Below are 24,836 nucleotides of genomic sequence, written 5' to 3'. Positions count from 1 at the left end.
AAGAAAGGAATAACTAGAACAAAATGGCGATGAAAAATATTCTGTTTGCGACCCTGTTAGCGACAAGCGTGAGCGCAAACGGTGCCGAAAACTTTGTAATTCAAGATATTAAAATTGAAGGCTTACAGCGTGTGGCACTTGGTGCTGCGCTATTGAAAATGCCAGTACGTATTGGTGACTCTGTTGATAGCCAAGATGTCTCTGAGGTGATTAGAGCCCTGTATGCGACGGGTAACTTTGAAGACATTAAGGTACTTCGTGATAACGACGTGCTAGTTGTACAGGTCAAAGAGCGACCGACCATTGCCAGTATTTCATTTTCGGGCAACAAGGCAATCAAAGAAGAGCAGTTACAACAAAACCTCGATGCTTCCGGTATTCGTGTTGGTGAAGCGCTTGACCGTACAACGCTGTCGACAATTGAAAAAGGTCTAGAAGATTTCTACTACAGTGTGGGTAAGTACAATGCGACCGTTAAAGCGGTTGTAACGCCACTGCCTCGTAACCGTAGCGACCTGAAGTTTGTCTTCACTGAAGGCGTATCTGCCAAGATCAAACAAATCAACTTTATCGGCAATGAAAAATTTGCTGACGAAGAGCTACTAAGCCGATTTGAGCTGAATGTGGATGTGGCATGGTGGAACTTCCTTGCTGACGACAAGTACCAGAAGCAAGTCCTTGCGGGTGATATCGAAGCACTGAAATCCTACTACCTAGACCGCGGTTATCTTAAGTTTCAAATTGACTCAACTCAGGTTGCGATCTCGCCAGACAAGAAAGGTGTTTACATCACACTTGGTTTGAACGAAGGACTGCCTTACACAGTTGAGGATGTGAAATTCCGTGGTGAGCTGCTGGGTAAAGAAGCTGAATTTGAACAATTAGTGACGTTTGAGCCGGGTGAAACCTACAACGGCTCAGCGGTAACAAGCCTAGAAGAAAACGTTAAGCGACTGTTAGGCGAAGCGGGTTACGCATACCCTCAAGTACGTACTATCCCTGAGTTCGATGATGAAAACCAGTCAGTATCACTGGTGGTTAACGTTGAAGCGGGCAAGCGTATCTATGTGCGTGATATTCGTTTTGTGGGTAACAATGCCACCAAAGATGAAGTTCTGCGCCGTGAAATGCGTCAGATGGAAGGCAGTTGGTTAAACTCTAAATCGATCGAAACCGGTAAGAACCGTCTTAACCGTTTAGGTTACTTCGAAACCGTAGACGTACAAACCGTGCGAGTACCGGGTAGCGAAGACCAAGTAGATTTGGTTTACAACGTTAAAGAAGCCAACTCGGGTAGTATCAACTTTGGTGTTGGTTATGGTACTGAATCAGGTATCAGCTTCCAAGTTGGTCTACAGCAAGATAACTTTGCCGGTAGTGGTAACCGCGTAGGTATTAACGCGATGATGAACGACTACCAGAAAAACATCAGCTTAGACTACCGTGATCCATACTGGAACCTCGATGGTGTCAGCCTTGGTGGTAAGATCTTCTACAATCAGTTTGAAGCATCTGAGGCAAACATTGTTGACTATACCAATGAAAGTTATGGTGCGAGCTTAACTTGGGGCTTCCCATTCGATGAGCTAAACCGTTTTGAATTTGGTGTGGGCTTGACCCATAACAAGATCGGTAACGTACCAACATACGACCAAGCGCAACTGTTTGCACAAAGTATCGGCCAACCAAACGGCGATATCATTACCAACGACTTTGATGTGAACGTCTCATGGACACGTAACAACTTAAACCGTGGTTACTTCCCTACAGCAGGTAACTATCAGCGTGCCTTTGCTAAAGCGACTGTACCAAGCTCTGATGCGCAGTACTTCAAGCTGCAATATGATGTTAGACAATATGTACCGCTAACCAAGAAGCATGAGTTCACCTTACTGATGCGTGGTCGTTTAGGCTATGGTAATGGTTATGGCAAAACTGATGGCAACGATAACTTGTTCCCATTCTATGAAAACTACTACGCAGGTGGCTTTACTACACTACGTGGTTTCCGTTCCAATAGTGCTGGCCCTAAAGCGGTGTACACGGTTAACGGCAACCCAGGAAGTTGTAATACAGACTCTTGTTTGACCGCGACTGATGACTCAGTGGGTGGTAACGCAATCGCGTTGGCAAGTATGGAGCTGATTGTTCCAACTCCGTTTGTTTCGGATGACTTTAGAAGTCAGATTCGTACCAGTATGTTTGTTGACGCAGCAAGTGTTTGGGATACTGAATTTGTCTACGATCCTAAATACGCTGGTGATCGCTACTATAACGACTACTCAGATCCAATGAACTACCGCGCATCATACGGTGCTGCGCTACAGTGGATGTCTCCAATGGGGCCGTTAGTCTTCTCTATTGCGAAACCAATTAAATCTTACGAAGGTGATGATGAAGAGTTCTTCACTTTCACCATCGGCAGAACCTTCTAAATTTAAAGGAAAATACAGTGAATAAAACAATTAAAGCGGCTGGTCTTGGCCTTCTAGTAATGACGTCTTCTTTCTTTGCTAATGCTGCTGAAGCTGCGCAGAAAATTGGTTATGTAAACACTGCTCAAGTATTCCAAGCTCTTCCACAACGTGAAGTGGTAGCGCAAAAGCTTCAAGATGAGTTCAAAGACAAATCTTCAGAGCTTCAAGCGATTCAAGCTAAAGGTAAAAGCAAGGTTGAAAAGCTAAAGCGTGATGGTGAACTAATGAGCCAAGATGATATCGACAAGCTACGTCTAGAAATTGGTCAATTAGAGAATGAACTTAAGCTAAAAGCGCAGTCTTTCGAAAAGCTAAGACAGCGTCGCCAAGCAGAAGAAGAGCAAAAACTGTTTAAAACAATTCAAGATGCAATTAACAAAGTTGCTGAGAAAAAAGGCTTTGATATGGTTCTAGAGCAACAAGCAGTGCGCTTCTCTAAGCCAGAAAACGATATTTCTAAAGCTGTAATTGACTCACTAAAATAAACGATTTATGACGACTCTTTCTTTGGCCGAATTGGCTACAATTACTGGGGGCGAGCTACATGGTGACGCGACAGCCGTTGTCACTATGGTAGCGCCGATGGACGCTGCGCAGGAAGGTCATGTGACTTTCCTGTCCAATCCAAAATACGCCAAACATCTTGCTGAGTGTAAAGCGACACTTGTGATGGTGAAAGAAGCACAACGTGAGCTTTGTTCAGGTAATGTACTTGTGGTTGATGACCCTTACGTTGCTTTTGCTAAAGTAGCGCAAGCCCTTGATACTACACCATCGCCAGCCGAAAACATTACTCCTTCAGCGGTCATCGCTGCTGACGCTAAACTGGGCGAAAATGTTTCAATTGGTGCCAATGCCGTAATTGAATCGGGTGTCGAGCTAGGCGATAACGTTGTTATTGGTGCGGGCTGCTTTATTGGCAAGAATGCTAAGATCGGAGCTAACACCAAGCTGTGGTCAAATGTCTCGGTTTACCATCAAGTGTCGCTCGGGTCAGACTGTCTGGTTCAAGCGAACACAGTCATTGGCTCTGATGGCTTTGGTTACGCCAATGAAAAAGGCGAGTGGATTAAAATCCCTCAGCTTGGCTCTGTACGCATCGGTAATCGAGTAGAAATTGGCTCATGTACGACGATTGATCGCGGTGCGTTAGACGATACCGTAATTGAAGATAACGTTATTCTTGATAACCAACTGCAAATCGCTCACAACGTACACATCGGATATGGCACAGCTATGGCGGGTGGTACGATTGTCGCGGGCAGTACTAAGATTGGTAAGTACTGTATTATTGGTGGTGGTGCCGTGATCAATGGTCACATTGAGATTGCCGATGGTGTGACAATTACTGGCATGGGCATGGTCATGCGTGGCATTGAAGAGAAAGGCATGTACTCGTCTGGTATCCCACTACAGCCAAACAAAGAGTGGCGCAAAACAGCTGCGCGTGTTCATCGTATTGATGACATGAATAAACGTCTTAAGGCGCTTGAAAAGCAGCTTGAGAGCGATAAAGACGCTTAGCTCTAGGTTGGATCAAAAAGGCTCGCGTATTGCGGGTCTTTTTCATCTATAATGCCCGCCAGATACAAAATTAGCATTCAACATAGGAATATGACTTTGACTACTGAAAACAAAACGATGAACATCACTGAAATTCAGGAATTGTTGCCGCATCGCTACCCATTCTTACTAATTGATCGCGTGATTGATTTCCAAGAAGAGAAATACCTAACGGCGATTAAGAATGTTTCAGTGAATGAGCCTCAGTTTACAGGTCATTTCCCTCAACTACCTGTATTTCCAGGTGTACTGATCCTTGAAGCAATGGCACAGGCAACTGGTCTATTGGCATTCAAATCATTCGGTGCCCCTTCTGACAACGAGCTATACTATTTTGCAAGTGTAGACGGTGCTAAATTCCGCAAGCCAGTGGTTCCTGGTGACCAGTTGGTGATTGAAGTCGAATTCTTAAAAGAGCGCCGTGGCATTGCAGCATTCAAAGGCACAGCAAAAGTTGACGGTGATGTAGTATGTTCTGCTGAACTTAAATGTGCTCGTCGAGAGTTTTAATATGATTCATGAAACGGCTCAAATTCACTCTTCTGCTGTCATTGAAGGTGATGTAAAAATCGCAGCAAATGTGACTGTTGGTCCATTCACCTATATCTCGGGAACGATCGAGATCGGTGAAGGTACTGAAGTGATGTCACATGTTGTGATCAAAGGTCATACTACCATAGGTAAAGGGAACCGTATTTTCCCCCATGCTGTGATTGGTGAAGAGAACCAAGACAAGAAGTATGGTGGGGAAGAGACAACGGTAGTGATCGGTGATCGCAACGTAATCCGCGAAGCGGTACAAATCCACCGTGGTACAACTCAAGATAAAGCAACCACTGTGATTGGTAATGATAACCTGCTGTGTGTTAATGCGCACATCGCGCATGACGTTATTGTTGGTAACCATACTCACGTTGGCAACAATGCTATCCTTGGTGGTCACGTTACCCTTGGTGACTATGCCGGTGTTATGGCTCTTTCAGCGATTCATCCATTCTGTAATATTGGTGCTTACTCATACACAGGCGGCTGCTCTGCTGTTGTTCAAGACGTGCTTCCGTACGTACTTGCGCAAGGTAACCATGCAACACCATTTGGTTTAAACCTTGTTGGTCTTAAGCGTAACGGTTTTGAGAAGCCAGAAATTCGTGCTTTGCAGAAAGCGTATAAAGAAATTTACCGTTCGGGTAAAACGCTGGAAGACGCAAAAGCAAGCCTAGTTGAAATGGCGAAAGAGTTTGAATCAATCAAACCTATGCTAGAGATGCTAGAGATTTCTGAGCGCGGCATTATTCGCTAATAACACTTGTGAAGCTGCATAAAAGATCGCAATCTTACGGTTGCGGTCTTTTTTACTTTTTAAAGCAACATATTAGGTAGGTCATTCAGCAATGGAAAAACCACTACGTATTGGCATTATTGCCGGCGAGCTGTCAGGAGATACTTTGGGTGAAGGCTTCATCAAAGCGATAAAAGTACAATATCCAGATGCAGAGTTTGTTGGCATTGGAGGCCCGAAGATGATTGCTCAAGGCTGTGAGTCTCTTTTCGATATGGAAGAGCTCGCTGTTATGGGTTTGGTTGAAGTGTTGGGACGACTACCAAGGCTGTTAAAAGTGAAAGCTCAGTTGGTAAAGTATTTTAGCGATAATCCACCGGATGTCTTTGTCGGTATCGATGCGCCAGATTTCAACTTGCGCCTTGAACTAGATTTGAAGAAAAAAGGCATCAAAACCGTGCATTATGTCAGCCCTTCAGTCTGGGCATGGCGTCCAAAACGTATCTTCAAAATTGATGCAGCGACCGATCTTGTGCTGGCCTTTTTACCGTTTGAAAAAGCCTTCTACGATAAGTACCAAGTGGCGTGTGAGTTTGTTGGTCATACCTTAGCGGACGCTATCCCGCTTGTGCCGGATCAACAACAGGCGAGAGCCTTGCTTGGCATTGAGCAAAACAAGCAGTGGTTAGCGGTGCTGCCTGGCAGTCGTGGCGGTGAAGTCGGCCTAATTGCGGAACCCTTCATTCAAACCTGTCGTGAAATAAAGCAAAAGCATCCGGACATTGGCTTTGTCGTGGCTGCGGTGAATGATAAACGCCGTCAACAGTTTGAAGAGATATGGCGATCTGTGGCGCCAGAACTCGATTTCGTCATCGTACAAGATACAGCACGTAATGTTATCACTGCCTCTGATGCTGTGTTACTCGCCTCAGGTACTGTGGCACTGGAATGCATGCTGCTCAAGCGGCCGATGGTGGTGGGTTACAAAGTCAACCGCTTAACAGGTTGGTTAGTACAGAAACTGGCGATTACCAAATACGTTTCTTTGCCTAACATCTTGGCTGGAGAAGAGTTGGTGAAGGAATTCATTCTTGATGAATGTGAGCCTGAATACTTAGTTCCTGCCGTCGATAAGATGCTAAATAGTGATAACCAAGAACTTATCGATCGCTTTACTGATATGCACAAACTGATTCGCAAAGATGCCGATGTACAAGCCGCTAACGCTGTACTTAAGCTCATCGGCAGAGATAAACAAGATGACTAAACAAAACAAAGAATTACCGCCTTTTGAATGTCTTGAGGGATACCTTCATATCGCTGGTGTTGATGAAGTAGGGCGCGGTCCCTTGGTCGGTGATGTTGTGACCGCAGCGGTCATTCTAGATCCAAGTAATCCGATTGAAGGATTAAACGACTCGAAAAAATTGTCTGAGAAGAAACGTCTGGCGTTACTGCCTGAAATTAAGCAAAAAGCGCTAGCTTGGTCGGTAGGTCGTTGTTCTCCTGAGGAAATTGACGAACTGAATATTCTTCAAGCCACTATGGTCGCAATGCAAAGAGCTGTCGCAGGCCTAGAAGTTCAACCCGATTTGGTATTGATTGATGGCAATCGTTGCCCACAATTACCTATGCAATCGCAAGCGGTGGTTAAGGGAGATTTGCGCGTTGCGGAGATCAGTGCTGCTTCGATTATTGCTAAAGTGGTTCGTGATCAAGAGATGGAGGAGCTGGATAAGCTTCACCCTGAGTTTGGTTTCGCCAAGCACAAAGGCTACCCAACTAAGGCGCACTTTGAAGCGATTGAGCGGCACGGTGTTATTGAGCAGCACCGTAAGAGTTTCAAACCCGTTAAGCGTGCGCTTGGCATTGAGTAGCAATACTGTTTCAGGGGTATATAAGTCGAAGTTTTTCACTTAAAATACCCCAAATATCTCCATCAATTATAACCGTTCCGGACTCTATCCATGTCAGACCCTAAGTTTATCCACCTTCGAGTTCATAGTGACTTTTCCATGGTCGATGGCCTTTCAAAAGTGCCACCCTTGGTTAAGAAAGTGGCCGAGTTGGGCATGCCTGCGATGGGACTGACTGACTTTACTAACTTATGTGGTCTAGTGAAGTTTTATGGCACCGCCCACGGTTGTGGTATCAAGCCGATCATAGGTGCTGACTTCGTGATGCAATCACCGGAGTTTGGTGATGAGCTGACTAAGCTGACCGTGATTGCTGCGGATAACGTCGGTTATAAGAACCTGACTTTACTGATCTCAAAAGCCTACCTACGAGGCCACGTTCAGCATCAACCAGTGATTGATAAAGAGTGGCTGGCTGAGCTTTCCGAAGGGGTAATTATACTTTCCGGGGCTAAGAGTGGTGAAATAGGCAAAGCGCTGTTGAAAGGCAACCAGAATGTTGTCGAGCAGTGCGTTGAGTTCTATCAAACTCATTTTCCAGACCGTTTCTATCTTGAATTGGTTCGCACTGGCAGAGCTGATGAAGAAACCTATCTTCACTTTGCGTTAGAGCTGGCAGAGCAACATGACCTGCCGGTTGTTGCCACTAATGATGTGGTGATTCTTGATGAGACACTGTTTGATGCGCATGAGATTCGTGTTGCGATTCATGATGGTTACACGCTAGAAGATCCTCGTCGACCAAAAAACTACAGCGCTCAGCAATATCTTCGTACTGAAGAGGAGATGTGCGAGCTATTCTCAGACATCCCTGAAGCATTAGAAAATAGTGTAGAGATTGCTAAGCGTTGTAACGTGACAGTCCGCTTGGGTGAATACTTCCTGCCCGCGTTCCCAACCGAAGGGATGGAAGAAACCGAGTTCTTGGTTAAAAAATCTGAAGAAGGTCTGGAAGAGCGACTGGAATTCTTATTCCCCGATCCGGCGGTGCGTGCAGAAAGACGACCTGAATACGATGATCGTCTTAAAATTGAACTGGAAGTAATCAATAACATGGGATTCCCAGGTTACTTCTTGATCGTAATGGAGTTCATCCAGTGGTCAAAAGATAACGCCATCCCTGTAGGCCCTGGCCGTGGTTCAGGTGCCGGTTCTTTGGTGGCTTACGCGTTAAAAATCACTGACCTCGATCCACTAGAGTACGATCTTCTGTTTGAGCGATTCCTTAACCCAGAACGTGTTTCCATGCCCGATTTCGATGTCGACTTCTGTATGGATAAACGTGACCAAGTGATTGATCACGTTGCAGAAATGTATGGTCGTGATGCGGTATCGCAGATCATCACTTTCGGTACTATGGCAGCGAAGGCGGTAATTCGTGACGTAGGCCGTGTACTTGGTCATGGTTTTGGTTTTGTTGATCGCATCTCGAAACTGGTTCCGCCAGATCCGGGCATGACGCTAGAAAAAGCATTCAAAGCAGAACCTGCTTTACCTGAGCTGTACGAAAACGACGAAGAAATTAAAGAGCTGATCGATATGTGTCGCATCCTTGAAGGGTGTACACGTAACGCAGGTAAGCACGCGGGTGGTGTTGTAATATCGCCGACCACTATCACTGACTTTGCGCCGATTTATGCTGATGCGGAAGGTCACTTCCCGGTGACTCAGTTCGATAAAAACGACGTTGAAACCGCGGGTCTGGTTAAGTTTGACTTCTTGGGCTTGCGTACGCTGACCATTATTGACTGGGCGTTGGGCTTGATTAACCCACGCCTAGAGAAGGAAGGCAAAGACCCAGTCGCCATTGAGTCTATCCCTTTGGAAGACCAAGCTTCCTTCAATCTGCTGCAAAATTCAGAAACCACTGCGGTATTCCAGCTTGAATCGCGTGGTATGAAAGAGCTGATCAAACGCCTTCAGCCAGACTGTTTTGAAGATATTATCGCATTGGTTGCTCTGTTCCGTCCGGGGCCGCTTCAATCAGGCATGGTAGATAACTTTATCGACCGTAAACATGGACGCGAGGCGGTTTCTTACCCAGATGAGCAGTGGCAGCACGAGTCGCTAAAAGAGATTCTAGAGCCAACCTACGGCATTATCCTCTATCAGGAGCAGGTAATGCAGATCGCTCAGGTTCTTTCGGGTTATACGCTTGGCGGCGCTGACATGCTGCGTCGTGCGATGGGTAAGAAAAAGCCAGAAGAGATGGCCAAGCAGCGTGCGACGTTTGAAGAAGGCGCAGTCGCCAACGGCGTAGACGGCGAATTGGCGATGAAGATCTTCGACTTGGTAGAAAAGTTCGCAGGTTACGGCTTCAATAAATCGCACTCGGCTGCATACGCACTGGTTTCTTACCAAACGCTGTGGCTCAAAACTCACTTCCCAGCGGAATTTATGGCTGCGGTAATGACCGCCGATATGGATAACACTGAGAAAGTCGTCGGTCTGGTCGATGAGTGTTTCCGTATGAAACTCAAAGTGTTGCCGCCAGATATCAACGCAGGTTTGTATCGCTTTAATGTCGATGAAGATGGGGCGATTGTGTACGGTATCGGTGCTATCAAAGGGGTGGGTGAAGGTCCAATTGATGCCATTCTCGAAGCACGCAACAAAGACGGCCACTTTAAAGACCTATTCGATTTCTGTGCTCGCATCGACCTGAAAAAGGTTAATAAGCGAGTCATTGAGAAACTCATTTACGCAGGCGCGTTGGATCGCCTTGGTCCGCATCGTGCTGCAATGATGGCTTCACTGAACGATGCAGTTAAAGCGGCGAGCCAACATCACCAAGCAGAAGCCTTTGGTCAAACCGATTTGTTTGGCGTGTTGACCGAAGCACCTGAAGAAGTTGAGCACAAATACACCAAAGTTGAACCTTGGCCAGAAAAAGTGTGGCTCGAAGGTGAGCGCGATACTTTAGGTCTTTATTTGACCGGGCACCCAATAAATGCCTACATAAAGGAACTTGGTAAGTACACCAGTTGTCGATTAAAAGACGCAACACCAACCAGACGTGATCAAAGTGTTACTGTCGCAGGCCTGGTAATCGCGGCTCGTGTGATGACGACTAAGCGTGGAACACGTATTGGTATTATGACACTGGATGATCGAAGCGGGCGTATGGAGGTGATGTTATTCTCCGATGCGTTAGATCGATATGCAGAATTGTTAGAAAAAGATAAAATTTTGGTTGTTTCTGGACAGGTCAGCTTTGATGATTTCAATGGTGGTCTTAAAATGTCCGCGCGCGAGGTTATGGATCTCGGGACTGCTCGTGAAAAATATGCACGGGGATTATCAGTTTCCATCGATCAATCTCAAATCAATGACCGATTTTTTGAGCGTTTTAGTCAAATACTAGAGCCTCATCGGGCGGGGAGCGTTCCTGTCCATGTATACTACCAACGCTCTGATGCACGAGCGCGTTTGACGTTGGGTACAGAATGGCGAGTGACGCCAAGTGACGCATTATTAGATGATTTAAAACAACTACTTGGGAAAGGCCAGGTAGAACTCGAATTTAACTAAGTTCGGTAAAACGCCACCGAATCATAAAGGATCTATAGATGAGCCTGAATTTTTTAGAATTTGAAAAGCCAATCGCAGAGCTAGAAGCAAAAATTGAAGCACTTCGTGACGTATCTCGTCATGGCGGTGAGTCTGGTGTTGATCTTGAAAAAGAGATTGAACAGCTAGAGAAGAAAAGCCTAGAGCTTAAAAAGAAAACATTCAGCGATCTTGGTGCTTGGGAAACTGCCCAGCTTGCTCGTCACCCACAACGTCCTTACACGCTTGATTACATCGAGCACGTATTTACAGAGTTTGATGAGATGGCGGGTGACCGTCACTACGCAGATGACAAAGCGATCGTAGGTGGTATGGCACGTCTTAATGGCCGTCCAGTAATGATCATTGGTCATCAAAAAGGTCGTGAGACTAAAGAGAAAGTAAAACGTAACTTCGGCATGCCTAAGCCAGAAGGTTACCGTAAAGCACTACGTTTGATGCAAACGGCAGAGCGCTTTAACATGCCAATCATTACTTTCATCGATACAGCGGGTGCATACCCAGGTGTTGGTGCAGAAGAGCGTGGTCAATCAGAAGCTATCGCGACTAACCTAAAAGTGATGGCGGGTCTTAAAGTACCAGTTATCTGTAACGTTGTCGGTGAAGGCGGTTCTGGTGGTGCACTTGCTATCGGTGTAGGCGACTACGTCAACATGCTGCAATACTCAACCTATTCTGTTATCTCTCCAGAAGGCTGTGCTTCAATCCTATGGCGTGATTCAGATAAAGCGCCACAGGCAGCAGAAGCGATGGGTCTGATTGCTCCACGTCTTAAAGAGCTAGAGCTGATCGATGAGATCATCGACGAGCCTCTAGGTGGTGCACACCGTGATCACCTGCAGATGGCGCAGAACATGAAAGCGACCCTAGTTCGTCAGCTTGAAGAGCTAGAAGCGTTTGATAACGACACCTTGCTAGAGCGTCGTTACCAGCGTCTAATGAGCTACGGTTACTGTTAATCGGCACAAATGTTAGAAAAAGGCTGAACTTAGGTTCAGCCTTTTTTATTGCCAGTGATAAACTAGCGCTAACAACTACAAATGTTACTCGCTATGAAGCTCGAATCTATTTTTCAACACTCTCTAGACCAACACTATCAAGCCGGTAGCCGAATTGTCCTTGCCCTAAGTGGTGGGCTTGATTCTCGGGTTATGCTTGAACTGATGGCAAGCTACTGTAAATCGCGCAAGCTCGAATGTCTGGCTGTCCATGTTCACCATGGCCTAAGCGAGAATGCAGACAGTTGGGCTGAGCAATGTGAACATTGGTGTCAGGAGCTTGGTGTCGCATTCGTGTTAGAAAAGGTTCAACTGGCGACTCAAGGCAGAAGTATTGAAGAGAGTGCTCGTGAAGCTAGATATACAGCACTTAAAAAACATCTGCAGGATAATGATTTACTACTCACCGGTCAGCATGCTGATGATCAGCTCGAAACTTTTTTCCTTGCTCTCAAGCGCGGCAGCGGCCCGAAAGGTTTGTCCTCAATGGCGCAGAGTATGCCATTTGGTCACGCGAATTTGCTCCGTCCGCTGTTGACTATCTCACGTCACGAAATTGAAGAGTTTGCTCACGCTAAGCAATTGGCTTGGGTAGAAGACGAGAGTAATCAAGACCAGAGATTTGAGCGTAATTTTGTTCGTCACTCACTAACGCCATCTTTAGTGGAGCGTTGGCCTCATATTAGGCAAGCAGTTCAACGTACAGCCGAACTCTGCTCTGAACAGGAACAGTTGTTAGATGAACTCTTGGCTGAGAAGTACCAGCAATGTATATGTGACGATGGAAGCCTATCTATTGCGATGCTGGAAAGTGCCTCAACTCTGATCCGCAGTCGATTAATTCGCATGTGGCTTGAGCAAAATCACCTGCGTATGCCTACTCGTGAGCAATTGAGTAAGGTGTGGTTAGAGGTAGCGATGGCGAAAGCGGATGCCAATCCGCAGCTTCAGCTTCCTGAGGTGCAAGTACGCCGCTATTTAAACAAGCTCTACATCGTTAGAGATTGGCAATCACTGGCCGAGTGGCAGCAACCACTCGATATTGATAAGCCTTGTCCTTTGCCTGATGGATTAGGAAGCTTGGCGCTCGTCCCTTCGAGTAAGGGGAGATTGTCTCAACAGGCGTTAGCTCAGAGTCCGCTGCGCGTCACTTTTAACCCAGAAGGACTAAGCGCGCACCCAGCAGAGCGTGGGCATAGCCGTAAACTGAAAAAGCTGTTCCAAGAGTATGGTGTGCCAAGTTGGTTGCGACGTAGAACCCCTATCTTGATGTGTGGTGATAGGGTCGTTGCCGTAGGGGATTTGTTTATTGATCGCCACTTTATAGGTCAAGATTGTGAACTTGTCTGGGACAAGGGATCACGCTTTATGTAAAATTGTATACATAAAAACGCACAAATAGCATGGAATTATAAGGAAGAGCAATGAAGAAAATCGCTATAGGACTGGTAATTGGAATGGGTCTACTCAGTGGTAACGCGCTGGCTGCGGGTGATGTTGCAGCGGGTCAAGCAAAAGCGGCTATCTGCGCTGCTTGTCATGGTGCTGACGGTATCGCTGTGATCCCAGGTTATCCAAACCTAAAAGGTCAAAATGAGCAGTATCTTGTTACCTCGATCAACGCATATAAGAACAAAGAGCGTAACGGTGGTCTTGCGGCCGTAATGCAAGCGCAAGCAGCGATGCTAAGCGATGCCGATGTTGCTAACCTAGCGGCTTATTACGCTAGTTTGAAGTAGTCGATAAGATAGATTGCGAGCCCGAGCAACAAAGCTCGGGCTTTTTATTAGCCATTGAACATGGGATAATGACGCTAGTTACAATAGTTTAAGGGAAGAACATGAAAAAGATTGAAGCCATCATTAAGCCGTTTAAGTTAGACGACGTACGTGAAGCACTCGCTGAAGTGGGCATTACAGGTATGACAGTGTCTGAGGTTAAAGGCTTTGGTCGTCAGAAAGGTCATACAGAGCTATACCGTGGTGCCGAGTATATGGTTGATTTTCTACCTAAGGTTAAGCTTGAAATCGTAGTTACGGATGACGTGGCTGATCAATGTGTTGATACCATCATCGAAACGGCGCAAACTGGAAAAATCGGTGACGGTAAGATCTTTATCACTGATGTGGAGCGTATTGTCCGTATTCGTACTGGCGAAGAAGACGAAGACGCTATCTAACCCATAAGTATTGTTTAAAAAGAGCCGTAAGGCTCTTTTTTGTTTAGGTAATGCAATGAAGAAAAGCGCTTACTTCATCACCTTGTCTCTGGTCATATCCTTAGTGGTCGTTGTCGGCTATCAATCAATCTTTAGCTTTACTCAGCAAGCTCAGATCGCGTCTATTTCAGGCAACAATGTCGCGTTATCTTTGCAATGCTATCGTAATGAACAAGCGCCTGTTTTGGATAATCGCGGTGAGCTCGATCTACTGGTCTGGAACATCTATAAGCAAAATCGAGAAAACTGGCAGCAAAGCTTAACTGAACTGTCGGATGGAAAGCAGTTGGTCTTACTGCAAGAAGCCAGTATGACACCTGAACTCATCGATTGGGTGGCGACACAGGGTTGGTTTGGTAGTCAGGTTGATGCGTTTAAAGCGTTTGATACTTCCGCAGGGGTATTGAACCTGTCTATGAATACGCCAAGCAAAGCTTGCGCGTACACTGAACTAGAGCCGTGGCTACGTTTACCTAAATCGGCACTATACGCACTTTATCCACTCTCTTCTGGGGAGCAGTTAGCTGTGGTCAACATTCATGCGGTTAACTTCACCTACGGCACTAAAGAGTACCATCGTCAGTTAACGGCGTTGACTAAAGAGCTGAGTCAGCATCACGGCCCGATAATTGTTGCCGGAGACTTCAATAGTTGGAGCGAAGAGCGCTTTGCTGTGATGTCAAAAGCGCTAACGTCACTAGGATTAGAAGAAGTCGATTATCAACCAGACAATCGCACTCAGTTTGTGACTGGCTTGCCACTCGATCATGTCTTTTATCGTGGCTTAACGCTAGAAACAGCAGAGGCGCCAACCTCTGACGCCTCTGATCATAATCCAATTTTAGTTAGCTTTCGCTTAGCTCTTTAGAATATCAAATTGTAAAGTGCCCAAATTAGATAGTAAGCAAGCCAAGGCAGCGCGGAAATAACCAGTGCCTGACCGCGTTCAAATTCAGTCCAAGTTCCTACCGCGGCGTAACCTAAGGCAATGTACCAAGGCAGTAATAGTGGGAATGAGCTAGCAAACTGTGACCATTCGTTAGTCAGTGGCAGCTTTAACAACCCGTTGAGGCTATTTAAATCAGCGGCGTACACCATGACTTGGCCATGTTTTAGTAGCGCACTCACATAGCTTGCCAAGTCACCGATAATCGCAGGGAAAGTGATCACTGCGCTAGCGGCGAACCATTTCCAGAAACCGTGTTGGTGCTGGCTTGGTTTTGTCGCAAGGTTAAACCAGAAAGCGAGCATCAGAATGGTCAACGTTCTACCGGCAATATCACTAATGATTTCACTCGCCATCAAGGTATTGGCATCAAGCAGTTCTAACTGTTTTGGATTGGTTTCTGCCAGTTGCGCTGCAAGTCCTTGCCTTAGCCACTCGAAATCAACCATGTCGAAGTAAGCGCCCCAGAAAAGAAACGGCGAGAGCACTAAGAAAATGTACGGCTGCCAGCCCCAAGCTCCACGTTGGTAGAGGGCTAAGAAACAGGCGCTAGGCGAACGGAAAATGTCGACTAGCATAATTAACGGGTTACTTGACGGGTTCATACACTTACCTTAGTGACGTCTACATACAGCTTAAGTTTCTGACCTGGCTTAAGGTACTTTTGTCTGCTGAGATCGTTCCATTTTACGATGTCGTTCGATTTGACTTTAAATTTGCTCGCAATGCCACTGATAGTGTCACCAGTGCGTACATTGTAGAACACAGTGCGGATGATCGCGCCGTCAGAGCTGTTTTTCCAAATCACCAGCTTTTGACCAACGCGCAAGGTGTCTCTTGGCCCCATGCCATTCCACTTCGCCAATGATTGGTGTGATACCTTGTTGGCGCGAGCAATCGACCACAAGCTATCGCCAGAGCGAACTGTGTGCGTGAGCTTAAATTGACCACGAGACTTAGCTTGTGTCTTAGCTAAACGGTTCGAAGCGCTAAGAGCATAGGCTTTGTCGTCACGTGTCGAAGTTGGGATCATCAAGTGCTGGCCGACACGAATGTTGTTGCCACTGAGGTTATTCGCGGTGCGAATGACGTTAGCAGTGGTATTGTATTTTTGTGCCAAGACACTCAGGCTATCGCCGGACTTCACCTTATAGCGAACGACCTTCATTCCTTTACCACGGTTTTCTGTTACCGCTTTATTGAACTTAGCGACGCTATCTTTTGGAAGAAGCAATTGGTGAGGCCCGTCCGGTGCTGTCGCCCATTGGTTGTATGCTGGGTTGAGGCCTTGCAGCTCTTTAACACTGATCCCCGCGTAGTTAGCAGCTATGGCGAGGTCAAGTTGCTCTTTAGGGTCAACAAGTTCAACGACAGGCTTGTTAGCAATCGCTGGAATATTGATACCATACTTTTCTTGGTTAGCGACAACGTCTGCTAGAGCAAGCAGCTTTGGTACGTAACCACTGGTTTCTTTAGGCAAATCAAGCGAGAAGAAATCTGTAGGCTTGCCAAGTTTGGTGTTTTTGCGAATTGCACTAGACACTCGTCCGCCACCACTGTTGTAGGCAGCAATGGCGTGAGTCCATTCGCCATCAAAACGTTTGTTGAGATAGGTTAGGTAATCTAGCGCGGCATCAGTTGAGGCAGCGACATCACGACGTCCGTCATACCAAAAGTTTTGCTTAAGGCCTTGCTGTTTACCTGTTCCCGGTACGAATTGCCATAAACCCGCAGCACTGCCATGCGAGTAAGCGAAAGCATCAAAAGAGCTTTCTACCACAGGCAAAAGCGCGAGTTCTAACGGCATATCACGCTGCTCGATCTTCTCGGTAATAAGATACAAGAAAGGTTCGGCACGTTGTGAGACAGTTTTTAGGTGGTTAGGGTGTTTCAGATACCATGTACGGTAGTAATCAACGAGCTTGTGGTCAGGGATAGGCATCTCTAATTGCATAGCGATACGCTTCCAGACATCTTGTTGTGTCTGTGGAGTCACCACTGGCTCGGATTTGACGATAGGTTTTGCTGGTTGAGCGCTTGGCTCAGTTTGCTTAACTGTTGGATTGTTTGTTTCCGGAGAGACGGCTTCTCCAGAGTCAGTCGGCTGGGTAAGCTGACAACCTGATAATAATAGCGCTAATACCCAGCTGTGTTTCACTCGCATTGCACAGCCCTTTTTTTAATTGGCTGCTGATAATACTTGCCTCAATTAGTAGGTGACAAGCGGCAAAACGTTAAAATTCGTTCTTCCACTCACGTAATGCGCTAAAAATCGCGAGTGAGTCGCTTTGAACTGTACGATTTGCGACAGAACGGATGACAGTTTGCTGATCGGTACGCAGAAAAGGGTTGATCCATTTCTCGCGTCGAATCGTGGTCGGTAAGGTGGGCTTGTTCTGCGCTCTGAGTCGATTAACCTCGTCACGATACTGCTGTAGGAGCTCATTGTCTGGCTCTACCGCAAGAGCGAAAGCGAGGTTACTTGCAGTATATTCGTGTGCGCAGTAGACCTCGGTTTCTTCTGGCAGAGCGGCAAGTTTGGTGAGGGAAGTGTGCATCTGTTCCATCGTACCTTCAAAGACACGTCCACAACCGGCTGAAAACAGCACATCACCACAGAAAAGTTTACCATCCCCTACATAACCGATATGGCCGCGAGTATGACCTTCCAAGCCAAGCACAAAGAAGACCTCATCAAACAGCTCTATCTGGTCACCGGCATCAACGGCATGCGTCAAGGTAGGTACGGGCTCATTAGCTGGGCCGACAACGTCCACATCTGGAAACTGTCTTACTAGTTCCGGGACGCCGCCAATATGGTCATTGTGATGGTGGGTAATTAGAATCGCTTCTAAACTCAAGTTATGCGCTTTGAGATACGCCAAAACAGGCGCAGAGTCACCTGGATCGACAACAGCACAACGGCGATCGCTATTTTCGATCAGCCAGATGTAATTATCATTAAATGCAGGTATGCTTTTGATATTCAACATGGTTGTGTCTCCAGTATATCGGTCAACAGACGCTTGGGTGAAGCAGGTAACTATGAAGCCAGCACGTAGCAGCAAAAAGCTTGAAAAGCCTCATTCATGGTCTCAGCTAAAAAATGGTCAGTGGGTGAATGAATCGATTCAAACCCGCGTTGACGAATGGTGCCCTAAGCTGTTCGGTTATCATTTGCTAAAGCTGGGAGGCTTGAGCTGCGAGTTAACCAGTTTCAATTGTAATATTCAACATCAAGTTCATCTAGATATCCAGAACCCGTTGCATAATGTCATCGCAGATGGCTACGATTTGCCCTTTTTAGAAAAAAGTTTCGACGCGGTTTTGATGGCACACCAGCTCGATTACTGTAATGACCCGCATCGAATGTTACGCGAAGTTGATAGGGTGATGATTGATGATGGCTATTTGATTATCACTGGATTCAACCCAATCAGCTTTACCGGATTGGCGAGCTTGATGCCGTGGAGAAGGAACAACCTTCCGTGGAGTGGCAGGATGTTTACGCCAAATCGGATTAAGGACTGGTTAGGGTTACTTAATTATCAAGTGATTGAGTGCGATAGTTATGCCCTGTTCCCGATGCAGAAATATCGCACGATGTGGACATGGCTTGAGAATAGCTTGGGTGATTGGGCATCGCCGATGGGCAGTTTGTATTTTATCGTCGCACGTAAACGAACTTATCCACTTAAGCCGATTAAGCCACATTGGAAGTTAAAAAGAAAATTGACGCCAGTTAGCGTCAATTACAAAGTGTCGAATAAGCAGAGTCATTAGTTAGGCTTGTAGCCGCTGTCTTCTTCAGTCGGATTTTCTGCAGCAGCTCGCGCTAGCTCGTCACACATTTCGTTTTCGCGATGACCAGCGTGACCTTTAACCCAACGCCAGTCAACGCTGTGACGTTCGGTTTCTTTGTCGAGTGCTTGCCAAAGATCGGCGTTCTTGACGGGTTTTTTATCTGCAGTTTTCCAGCCGCGTTTTTTCCAGTTATGAATCCACTGGGTAATGCCTTGGCGAACATACTGGCTATCTGTGGTGAGAATCACATCGCATGGCTCTTTAAGAGCTTGCAGCGCAACAATGGTCGCCAACATCTCCATGCGGTTATTGGTCGTGAGCGTATAGCCTTTAGCCAAAGTTTTCTCGGTTTGCTTGTAGCGAAGAACCACACCGTAACCACCAGGGCCAGGATTGCCTAAGCAGGAACCATCAGTGAAAATTTCCACCTGTTTCGTCATGATTTGATACTATTGGGTTAAGCACATTATTGGCATAGTCTGACACACATTTTGTTATGAATACTAGCAACAATTCTAAGCAACACCGTATCGTGGTACTCGATACCGAAACAACCGGTATGAACCGCGAAGGCGGGCCTCATTACCAAGACCATCGTATTATCGAGATCGGTGCGGTTGAAATTATCGACCGCAAGCTGACTGGGCGACACTTTCATGTGTATATTAAGCCAGATCGAGACATTCAACCTGATGCGGTAGAAGTCCACGGTATTACCGATGAATTCTTGGTCGACAAGCCAGAGTACCAAGATGTTCACGCAGAGTTTCTTGAATTCATCAAAGATGCTGAGCTGGTGGCGCACAACGCGCCCTTCGACGTCGGCTTTATGGATTATGAGTTTGGAATGCTCGATCCGCAGATTGGTAAAACGGTCGACTACTGTAAGGTGACCGATACGCTCGCCATGGCGAAGAAGATCTTCCCAGGCAAGCGAAACAACCTTGATGTGTTATGTGATCGATACGGCATTGATAACTCGCACCGTACGCTCCACGGGGCTTTGCTCGATGCGGAGATTCTGGCCGACGTATACCTGTTAATGACAGGTGGGCAGACTTCTTTGCAATTTAATGCCGGAAATGGCAATGAAGAGGGCGGTGAAGCGATAAAACGTGCAGCAAGTGGACGAAAAGCGCTAAAGATTTTGCGTGCAAGCGCCGATGAAATAGAAGCCCATCAAAGTAGATTAGATATCGTCGAGAAAAGCGGAAGCTGCCTCTGGCGTCAATAGGAGAAAGGATGTTGAGGATTTGGATTGCCATAGTCGCTATGTTGTTTAGCGCGTTAGGTTATAGCGCTGAAGAGTCCTCAATGTCGTTATTGGATAACCGTTTTAGAGTTGATCCCTCGATCAAACAGATTACCTTTGTTATCTATCGCGCAAAAAGCTCTCAGCCAGTGGTCCTTGTTAGACCGGATGGTAAAAAGTATTACGCGTGGCGTAGCCCAGATAATGTCCGTTGGTATCAAGAGTCCTCAATGGATATCGTCTCGATTGATAATCCAATGCCAGGACCGTGGCAAGCGATTGGTCGAGTCACACCGAAGAATAAAATTAAGCTCATCTCTCACCTTGAGTTGACTACCGACCAACTCCCTAATCGCCTTTTCCAAGGGGAGTCGATTAAGTTTAACGCCAGATTGACGTCAGATGACCAACCTTTGGTACTGCGTGACTTTCTTGACCGGGTCAAACTTAAAGTGACCTTTACCAAATATATTGAAAATGAAGATGAGCTGATCAAAGAAGCTAAACCTATCCCAGAAGTGATTGGCGAATTTGCCGATGATGGGCAAGGGCTTGATGAAGTTGCGGGTGACGGTATATTCACTGTCTCTTTGCCGATTACGAGTGCTCCGGGTAAGTATCGGGTAAGAATTACTTCGGGCAATGGCGTATTTCTGCGTGCTCAAGAGCAAGAAGTGCTAGTTTATCCTACACCTTTGCAAACCACCTTTATCCAGTCTCGCGACGCAATGAGTCCTAACCGTATTGTTATGGCTGGCGAGCAGGGGATGATTTTGCCAGGTTCAATCGCAGGCCATGTTGAGCATACTTCCCCTAGTGGTGAGCTGACGTCAGTGCAAGGTTCAGCACAAGCGGAAAGCAATAAGCTTGAACTGGAAATTCCGTACAGTGAGGCGATCGGCCTTTACTCATGGACTGGCGAAGCGTTTGCGACGGAGATGGGGTCTGAGCGACCGCTGATTTTCCCTTTAACAGATCACACCTATAGTGTGGTGGCGGAAGTTGATATGGCGGAGACGCGCCGATTGCAGGAAGAAGAGCGCCTTAAGCAGCAGAAGCTGTTAGAGGAAATGCAACTGATTCAAATGCGCGAAGAAAAGCGTACTCGTACTATGATTGTTATTGGCGTCGGTAACGTTGTGGTGGTTATTCTCGGCTTAGTGGTCTGGTTTGTTAGACGTAAGCTTAAGGCGAGTAAGCAAGCGATACCTGAGATGCAATTGGAAATGCCGAAGAAGTAATCTGTTTAGCGACTCAAGCGCCGTGTTCAATAAGTAAAACCTGAAGTGGTTAGTTGCACGTTCAGTTGAAATGATAAACGTTAGGGTTTACTGACTAAAAAGGGCTGCAAAAAATGCAGCCCTTGTTCGTATTGATGTGTTTCGTTTTAAGTGAAGGTTTACGCGACTTCATCCATTGCTGAAGAAAGCTGCGGTTGAGGCTTTGCTGCTAATTCCTCAGGACTGAAGTCATCAACATTGATGACATATAGTCGTTGCTCTTCAGCTTCACGCAGCAGTTTCGCTTGGTTAGTATCGATAATCCCTTTTTCTAGCCCGATTGCTGCAACCTCATCTAGACGCAAGAATGGGCGGCGTTTACCTGTCTCTTTACAAATCTTATCGAAAACTGGCTCTGCTTTAAGGATGATTTCAAGCGCTTGCTCGATACGACCAACGGCATTGAATTCACTCGCTTCAAAATACTGGTAACGACCAATACGAGAGCGAGTTTCACTTGGCGTTTGTAGGATCTGAGCTACTTGGCTATCTAGCTTGTCGCTTGGCGCTTTGCGTACTCGACCAAATGGCATAATTAAAACGCGCAGTGCTTTGCCTAACCATTTATTCGGGAAGTTGGCTAAGAACTCATCGACAGCGATTTCAGTCTGTTTCAGGCTATCTTGTAGACCCCAATGTACTAGCGGAAGGTCTTCGCTAATACGACCGTCACTTTCATAGCGTTTTAGCGTTGCCGAGCTTAAGTACAGTTGGCTTAGAATGTCGCCTAAGCGTGCAGACAAGCGCTCTTTACGTTTCAGTGAGCCACCTAGAACAGCCATTGAAATATCAGATAGGAAAGCGATGTTAGCGCTGTAGCGGTTCAACTGCTGGTAGTAACGAGTGGTTGAATCTTTCACTGGCGCATCAGAGAAACGACCATCGGTCAGACCTAACCATAGGCTGCGAATAAGGTTACTCATGGTGAAGCTCACGTGGCCTGCTAACGCACTATCAAACTTGTCTAGGGCATCGGATGCATCTGAGTAGGCGGCATTCATTTCTTCGAGTACATATGGATGGCAGCGAATCGCGCCTTGACCATAGATAATCATAGAGCGGGTTAAGATATTTGCGCCTTCAACAGTAACGGCAATTGGTGCACCTTGATAGCCACGCGCAAGGAAGTTTGCTGGCCCCATACAGATACCTTTACCACCAACAATGTCCATCGCATCAATAACGCTACGCTGCATTCTGTGAGTACAGTGATATTTGACGATCGCTGAGATAACTGATGGTTTTTCGCCAAGGTCGATACCTGCAACGGTCAAAGTACTTGCTGCATCCATCACGTAGGCATTACCACCTAAACGTGCTAACGGCTCTTCAACCCCTTCCATGTGACCAATAGGTTGTTTGAACTGACGACGAATTCTTGCATAAGCTCCTGTTGCTAGTGCAGCTGTCTTAATCCCACCGGTAGAGTTTGACGGTAACGTAATACCACGACCTACTGACAGACACTCAACCAGCATACGCCAGCCTTGTCCGGCCATTTTGGGGCCGCCAATGATAAAGTCGAGTGGCACAAATAGGTCTTCACCGCGCGTTGGACCGTTTTGGAATGGAACGTTAAGCGGGAAGTGACGATTACCGATTTCAACACCTTTTAGATGAGTCGGGATCAAAGCACAGGTGATGCCTAGATCTTGTTGCTCGCCAAGTAATCCTTCAGGATCGCGCAGTTTAAAGGCTAGACCTAGAACAGTCGCAACAGGCGCTAAAGTAATGTAACGCTTGTTCCAAGTCAGGCGCATACCTAACACTTCTTTGCCTTCCCATTGTCCTTTACATACCACACCGAAATCAGGAATAGAGCCTGCGTCTGATCCAGCTTCAGGGCTGGTCAAAGCAAAACATGGAATCTCTTTACCTTCTGCAAGACGAGGTAGGTAGTAATCTTTTTGCTCTGTTGTACCGTAGTGTTGCAGCAGTTCGCCTGGGCCTAATGAGTTAGGTACACCAACTGTCGAAGAGAGCACGCTAGAGACACCTGTTAGCTTTTGCAGTACTAGAGACTGAGCGTAAGCAGAAAACTCTAGGCCGCCGTATTTCTTCTTAATGATCATCGCAAAGAACTTATTGTCTTTTAGGTATTGCCAAACTTCAGGCGGTAAGTCGGCTAGCTCGTGAGTCACTTTGTAGTCATTGACCATAGCGCAGACTTCGTTCACTGGGCCATCTAAGAAGGCTTGCTCTTCGGCGCTTAGCTGAGGCTTTTGAATGTCGTGCAGCTTTTTCCAGTCAGGCTTACCTTTGAACAGCTCTGCTTCCCACCAAACGGTACCGGCATCAAGCGCTTCTTTTTCTGTCTGCGACATAGCAGGAAGCACTTTCTTAAATAGAGCTAGGGCTTTTTTACTGATTAGTGACTGTCTGATGGATGGTACTGCTAGGGTCGCAATGGCAGCGATGAATAAGATCCAGCTAAGAGAGCCAGCACTACCAAAGATAGAGAGCACAACCATTGTGGCAGTTAATGCAGCGATGGAGAGCAGCAGTGAACTGCGGTGGTATAAGCAGATCGCGAGAACTGCGGTAAAGCCAAGTAGAGAGAGCAAGATGTCCATATTTATGTTCCTTATTACGGCGGAATTTAATCTGTTTTATGCCGATAACATGTAAGAGGTCTAACCAGTTAAGTGTAATCAAAATATTAATAAAATGTAAAACCGGTATTTGCTTAAAAAGTGATCTAAGTAGAGTGAAAAGTCTAAAAATGATGGGCTATGCGGTTTTTGTGAACCAAGATTTGCAACAAAGCGGGAATTGTTATCAGCAAGCTATCGACAGTGAGAATTGTTTGAGTAAACTCTGTAGGTAACGTTTTCTGTATTTCACACAGAACTATTTATTACAAAAATTAGAGATTAACCTATGTACCAGGACCTAATTAAAAACGAATTGACCGAAGCTGCTGACGTTCTGAATAAATTTTTAAGCGATGAAAACAACATTGCGCAAATAGAAGCGGCGGCGAAGATGCTGGCTGATTCATTTAAGCAAGGTGGTAAAGTGCTTTCTTGTGGTAACGGTGGTTCACATTGTGATGCTATGCATTTTGCAGAAGAGCTAACAGGTCGCTATCGCGAAAATCGTCCAGGTTTACCAGGTATCGCTATATCTGATCCAAGCCACCTATCATGTGTAAGTAATGACTTTGGTTACGACCACGTATTTTCTCGTTATGTTGAAGCCGTGGGTGCCAAAGGTGATGTGCTATTTGGCCTATCAACCTCGGGTAACTCAGGTAACATCTTAAAAGCGATAGATGCAGCTAAAGCAAAAGGCATGAAAACCATCGCCCTAACGGGTAAAGATGGCGGCAAAATGGCAGGCCTAGCGGACATTGAAATTCGTGTTCCTCATTTTGGTTACGCAGATCGAATTCAAGAGATTCACATTAAGATCATCCACATTGTGATTCAACTGATCGAAAAAGAGATGGAAAACGCTTAATTGCCGTTAATGTTTTTATCTTATAACTATAAGCGCTAGCGAATTCGCTGGCGCTTATGCTATTAAAGAAG

22 protein-coding genes are annotated in these 24,836 nt (G+C 46.2%); 17 read left to right on the top strand and 5 right to left on the bottom strand.

The window, feature by feature from the left end:
* Positions 1–23 precede the first annotated feature (23 nt).
* The 13 genes from bamA (at position 24) to IX91_RS11600 (ending at position 14,889) form a co-directional block, all read left to right on the top strand.
* A complete protein-coding gene (bamA, locus tag IX91_RS11660) occupies positions 24–2,435 on the top strand; it encodes an outer membrane protein assembly factor BamA (protein ID WP_004744794.1) in 2,412 nt (803 codons plus the stop codon).
* 17 nt (positions 2,436–2,452) lie between these two features.
* Positions 2,453–2,962, top strand: a complete 510-nt coding sequence (locus tag IX91_RS11655; RefSeq protein WP_004744795.1) for an OmpH family outer membrane protein — start codon at positions 2,453–2,455, stop codon at positions 2,960–2,962.
* A gap of 7 nt (positions 2,963–2,969) precedes the next feature.
* The gene (gene lpxD, locus IX91_RS11650) at positions 2,970–4,001 is read left to right on the top strand and encodes a UDP-3-O-(3-hydroxymyristoyl)glucosamine N-acyltransferase (protein ID WP_004744796.1); all 1,032 of its coding nucleotides are present in this window, start codon (positions 2,970–2,972) and stop codon (positions 3,999–4,001) included.
* Between the two features lie 96 nt (positions 4,002–4,097).
* Entirely contained in the window at positions 4,098–4,550 is a 453-nt protein-coding gene (gene fabZ, locus IX91_RS11645; protein WP_004744797.1) for a 3-hydroxyacyl-ACP dehydratase FabZ, read from the top strand.
* Between the two features lies 1 nt (position 4,551).
* On the top strand, positions 4,552–5,340 hold the full coding sequence (gene lpxA / locus IX91_RS11640; protein ID WP_004744798.1) for an acyl-ACP--UDP-N-acetylglucosamine O-acyltransferase: 789 nt from the start codon (positions 4,552–4,554) through the stop codon (positions 5,338–5,340).
* A 91-nt stretch (positions 5,341–5,431) separates the two neighbouring features.
* A complete protein-coding gene (lpxB, locus tag IX91_RS11635) occupies positions 5,432–6,586 on the top strand; it encodes a lipid-A-disaccharide synthase (RefSeq protein WP_004744799.1) in 1,155 nt (384 codons plus the stop codon).
* The gene (gene rnhB, locus IX91_RS11630; protein WP_004744800.1) at positions 6,579–7,196 is read left to right on the top strand and encodes a ribonuclease HII; all 618 of its coding nucleotides are present in this window, start codon (positions 6,579–6,581) and stop codon (positions 7,194–7,196) included. The genes lpxB and rnhB overlap by 8 nt, the downstream gene beginning before the upstream one ends.
* A gap of 90 nt (positions 7,197–7,286) precedes the next feature.
* On the top strand, positions 7,287–10,766 hold the full coding sequence (dnaE, locus tag IX91_RS11625) for a DNA polymerase III subunit alpha (RefSeq protein WP_004744801.1): 3,480 nt from the start codon (positions 7,287–7,289) through the stop codon (positions 10,764–10,766).
* A gap of 38 nt (positions 10,767–10,804) precedes the next feature.
* Positions 10,805–11,764, top strand: a complete 960-nt coding sequence (gene accA, locus IX91_RS11620) for an acetyl-CoA carboxylase carboxyl transferase subunit alpha (RefSeq protein WP_004744802.1) — start codon at positions 10,805–10,807, stop codon at positions 11,762–11,764.
* A gap of 93 nt (positions 11,765–11,857) precedes the next feature.
* Positions 11,858–13,177 (top strand): tRNA lysidine(34) synthetase TilS, encoded by a 1,320-nt coding sequence (gene tilS / locus IX91_RS11615; protein ID WP_174329856.1) that lies wholly within the window; start codon positions 11,858–11,860, stop codon positions 13,175–13,177.
* Between the two features lie 50 nt (positions 13,178–13,227).
* Positions 13,228–13,542, top strand: a complete 315-nt coding sequence (locus IX91_RS11610; RefSeq protein WP_004744804.1) for a c-type cytochrome — start codon at positions 13,228–13,230, stop codon at positions 13,540–13,542.
* Between the two features lie 101 nt (positions 13,543–13,643).
* On the top strand, positions 13,644–13,982 hold the full coding sequence (glnB, locus tag IX91_RS11605) for a nitrogen regulatory protein P-II (protein ID WP_004744805.1): 339 nt from the start codon (positions 13,644–13,646) through the stop codon (positions 13,980–13,982).
* Positions 13,983–14,037: 55 nt separating this feature from the next.
* Entirely contained in the window at positions 14,038–14,889 is an 852-nt protein-coding gene (locus tag IX91_RS11600; RefSeq protein ID WP_004744806.1) for an endonuclease/exonuclease/phosphatase family protein, read from the top strand.
* Here IX91_RS11600 and IX91_RS11595 read toward each other — a convergent pair.
* From IX91_RS11595 to gloB, 3 genes are all read right to left on the bottom strand, one after another.
* Positions 14,886–15,572: a YIP1 family protein gene (locus IX91_RS11595; protein WP_004744807.1), complete on the bottom strand. Its 687-nt coding sequence runs from the start codon at positions 15,570–15,572 to the stop codon at positions 14,886–14,888. The two genes, IX91_RS11600 and IX91_RS11595, sit on opposite strands and share 4 nt — an antisense overlap.
* Positions 15,569–17,131, bottom strand: coding sequence for a LysM peptidoglycan-binding domain-containing protein (locus IX91_RS11590; protein WP_004744808.1), 1,563 nt, complete (start codon positions 17,129–17,131; stop codon positions 15,569–15,571). Before IX91_RS11590 ends, IX91_RS11595 begins: the two co-directional genes overlap by 4 nt.
* Before the next feature lie 70 nt (positions 17,132–17,201).
* Positions 17,202–17,960 carry a hydroxyacylglutathione hydrolase gene (gloB, locus tag IX91_RS11585; RefSeq protein WP_004744809.1) on the bottom strand — a complete coding sequence of 253 codons (759 nt, stop codon included), beginning with the start codon at positions 17,958–17,960 and terminating at the stop codon, positions 17,202–17,204.
* A 52-nt stretch (positions 17,961–18,012) separates the two neighbouring features.
* Here gloB and IX91_RS11580 point away from each other — a divergent pair, with 52 nt between their 5' ends.
* Positions 18,013–18,750: a class I SAM-dependent methyltransferase gene (locus tag IX91_RS11580; protein WP_004744810.1), complete on the top strand. Its 738-nt coding sequence runs from the start codon at positions 18,013–18,015 to the stop codon at positions 18,748–18,750.
* On the opposite strand, the gene rnhA is transcribed toward IX91_RS11580, so the two are convergent.
* Complete coding sequence (gene rnhA / locus IX91_RS11575; RefSeq protein WP_004744811.1) at positions 18,747–19,211, bottom strand: ribonuclease HI; 465 nt, start codon at positions 19,209–19,211, stop codon at positions 18,747–18,749. The genes IX91_RS11580 and rnhA overlap by 4 nt on opposite strands.
* 56 nt (positions 19,212–19,267) lie before the next feature.
* Between rnhA and dnaQ the strand changes: the two genes are divergently transcribed.
* Together dnaQ and IX91_RS11565 are read left to right on the top strand one after the other, a co-directional pair.
* Entirely contained in the window at positions 19,268–20,005 is a 738-nt protein-coding gene (gene dnaQ / locus IX91_RS11570; RefSeq protein WP_004744812.1) for a DNA polymerase III subunit epsilon, read from the top strand.
* An 8-nt stretch (positions 20,006–20,013) separates the two neighbouring features.
* Positions 20,014–21,264 carry a TIGR03503 family protein gene (locus tag IX91_RS11565; RefSeq protein WP_004744813.1) on the top strand — a complete coding sequence of 417 codons (1,251 nt, stop codon included), beginning with the start codon at positions 20,014–20,016 and terminating at the stop codon, positions 21,262–21,264.
* Between the two features lie 158 nt (positions 21,265–21,422).
* Here IX91_RS11565 and fadE read toward each other — a convergent pair whose 3' ends face one another.
* Positions 21,423–23,876: an acyl-CoA dehydrogenase FadE gene (fadE, locus tag IX91_RS11560; protein ID WP_004744814.1), complete on the bottom strand. Its 2,454-nt coding sequence runs from the start codon at positions 23,874–23,876 to the stop codon at positions 21,423–21,425.
* Between the two features lie 307 nt (positions 23,877–24,183).
* On the opposite strand from fadE, the gene lpcA reads away from it, so the two are divergent.
* Positions 24,184–24,765 carry a D-sedoheptulose 7-phosphate isomerase gene (gene lpcA / locus IX91_RS11555; protein ID WP_004744815.1) on the top strand — a complete coding sequence of 194 codons (582 nt, stop codon included), beginning with the start codon at positions 24,184–24,186 and terminating at the stop codon, positions 24,763–24,765.
* The last annotated feature ends 71 nt before the right edge of the window (positions 24,766–24,836 follow it).

The sequence above is a fragment of the Vibrio tubiashii ATCC 19109 genome (assembly GCF_000772105.1).
Taxonomy (GTDB): domain Bacteria; phylum Pseudomonadota; class Gammaproteobacteria; order Enterobacterales; family Vibrionaceae; genus Vibrio; species Vibrio tubiashii.
This window is presented reverse-complemented; position numbering and strand designations above follow the sequence as displayed.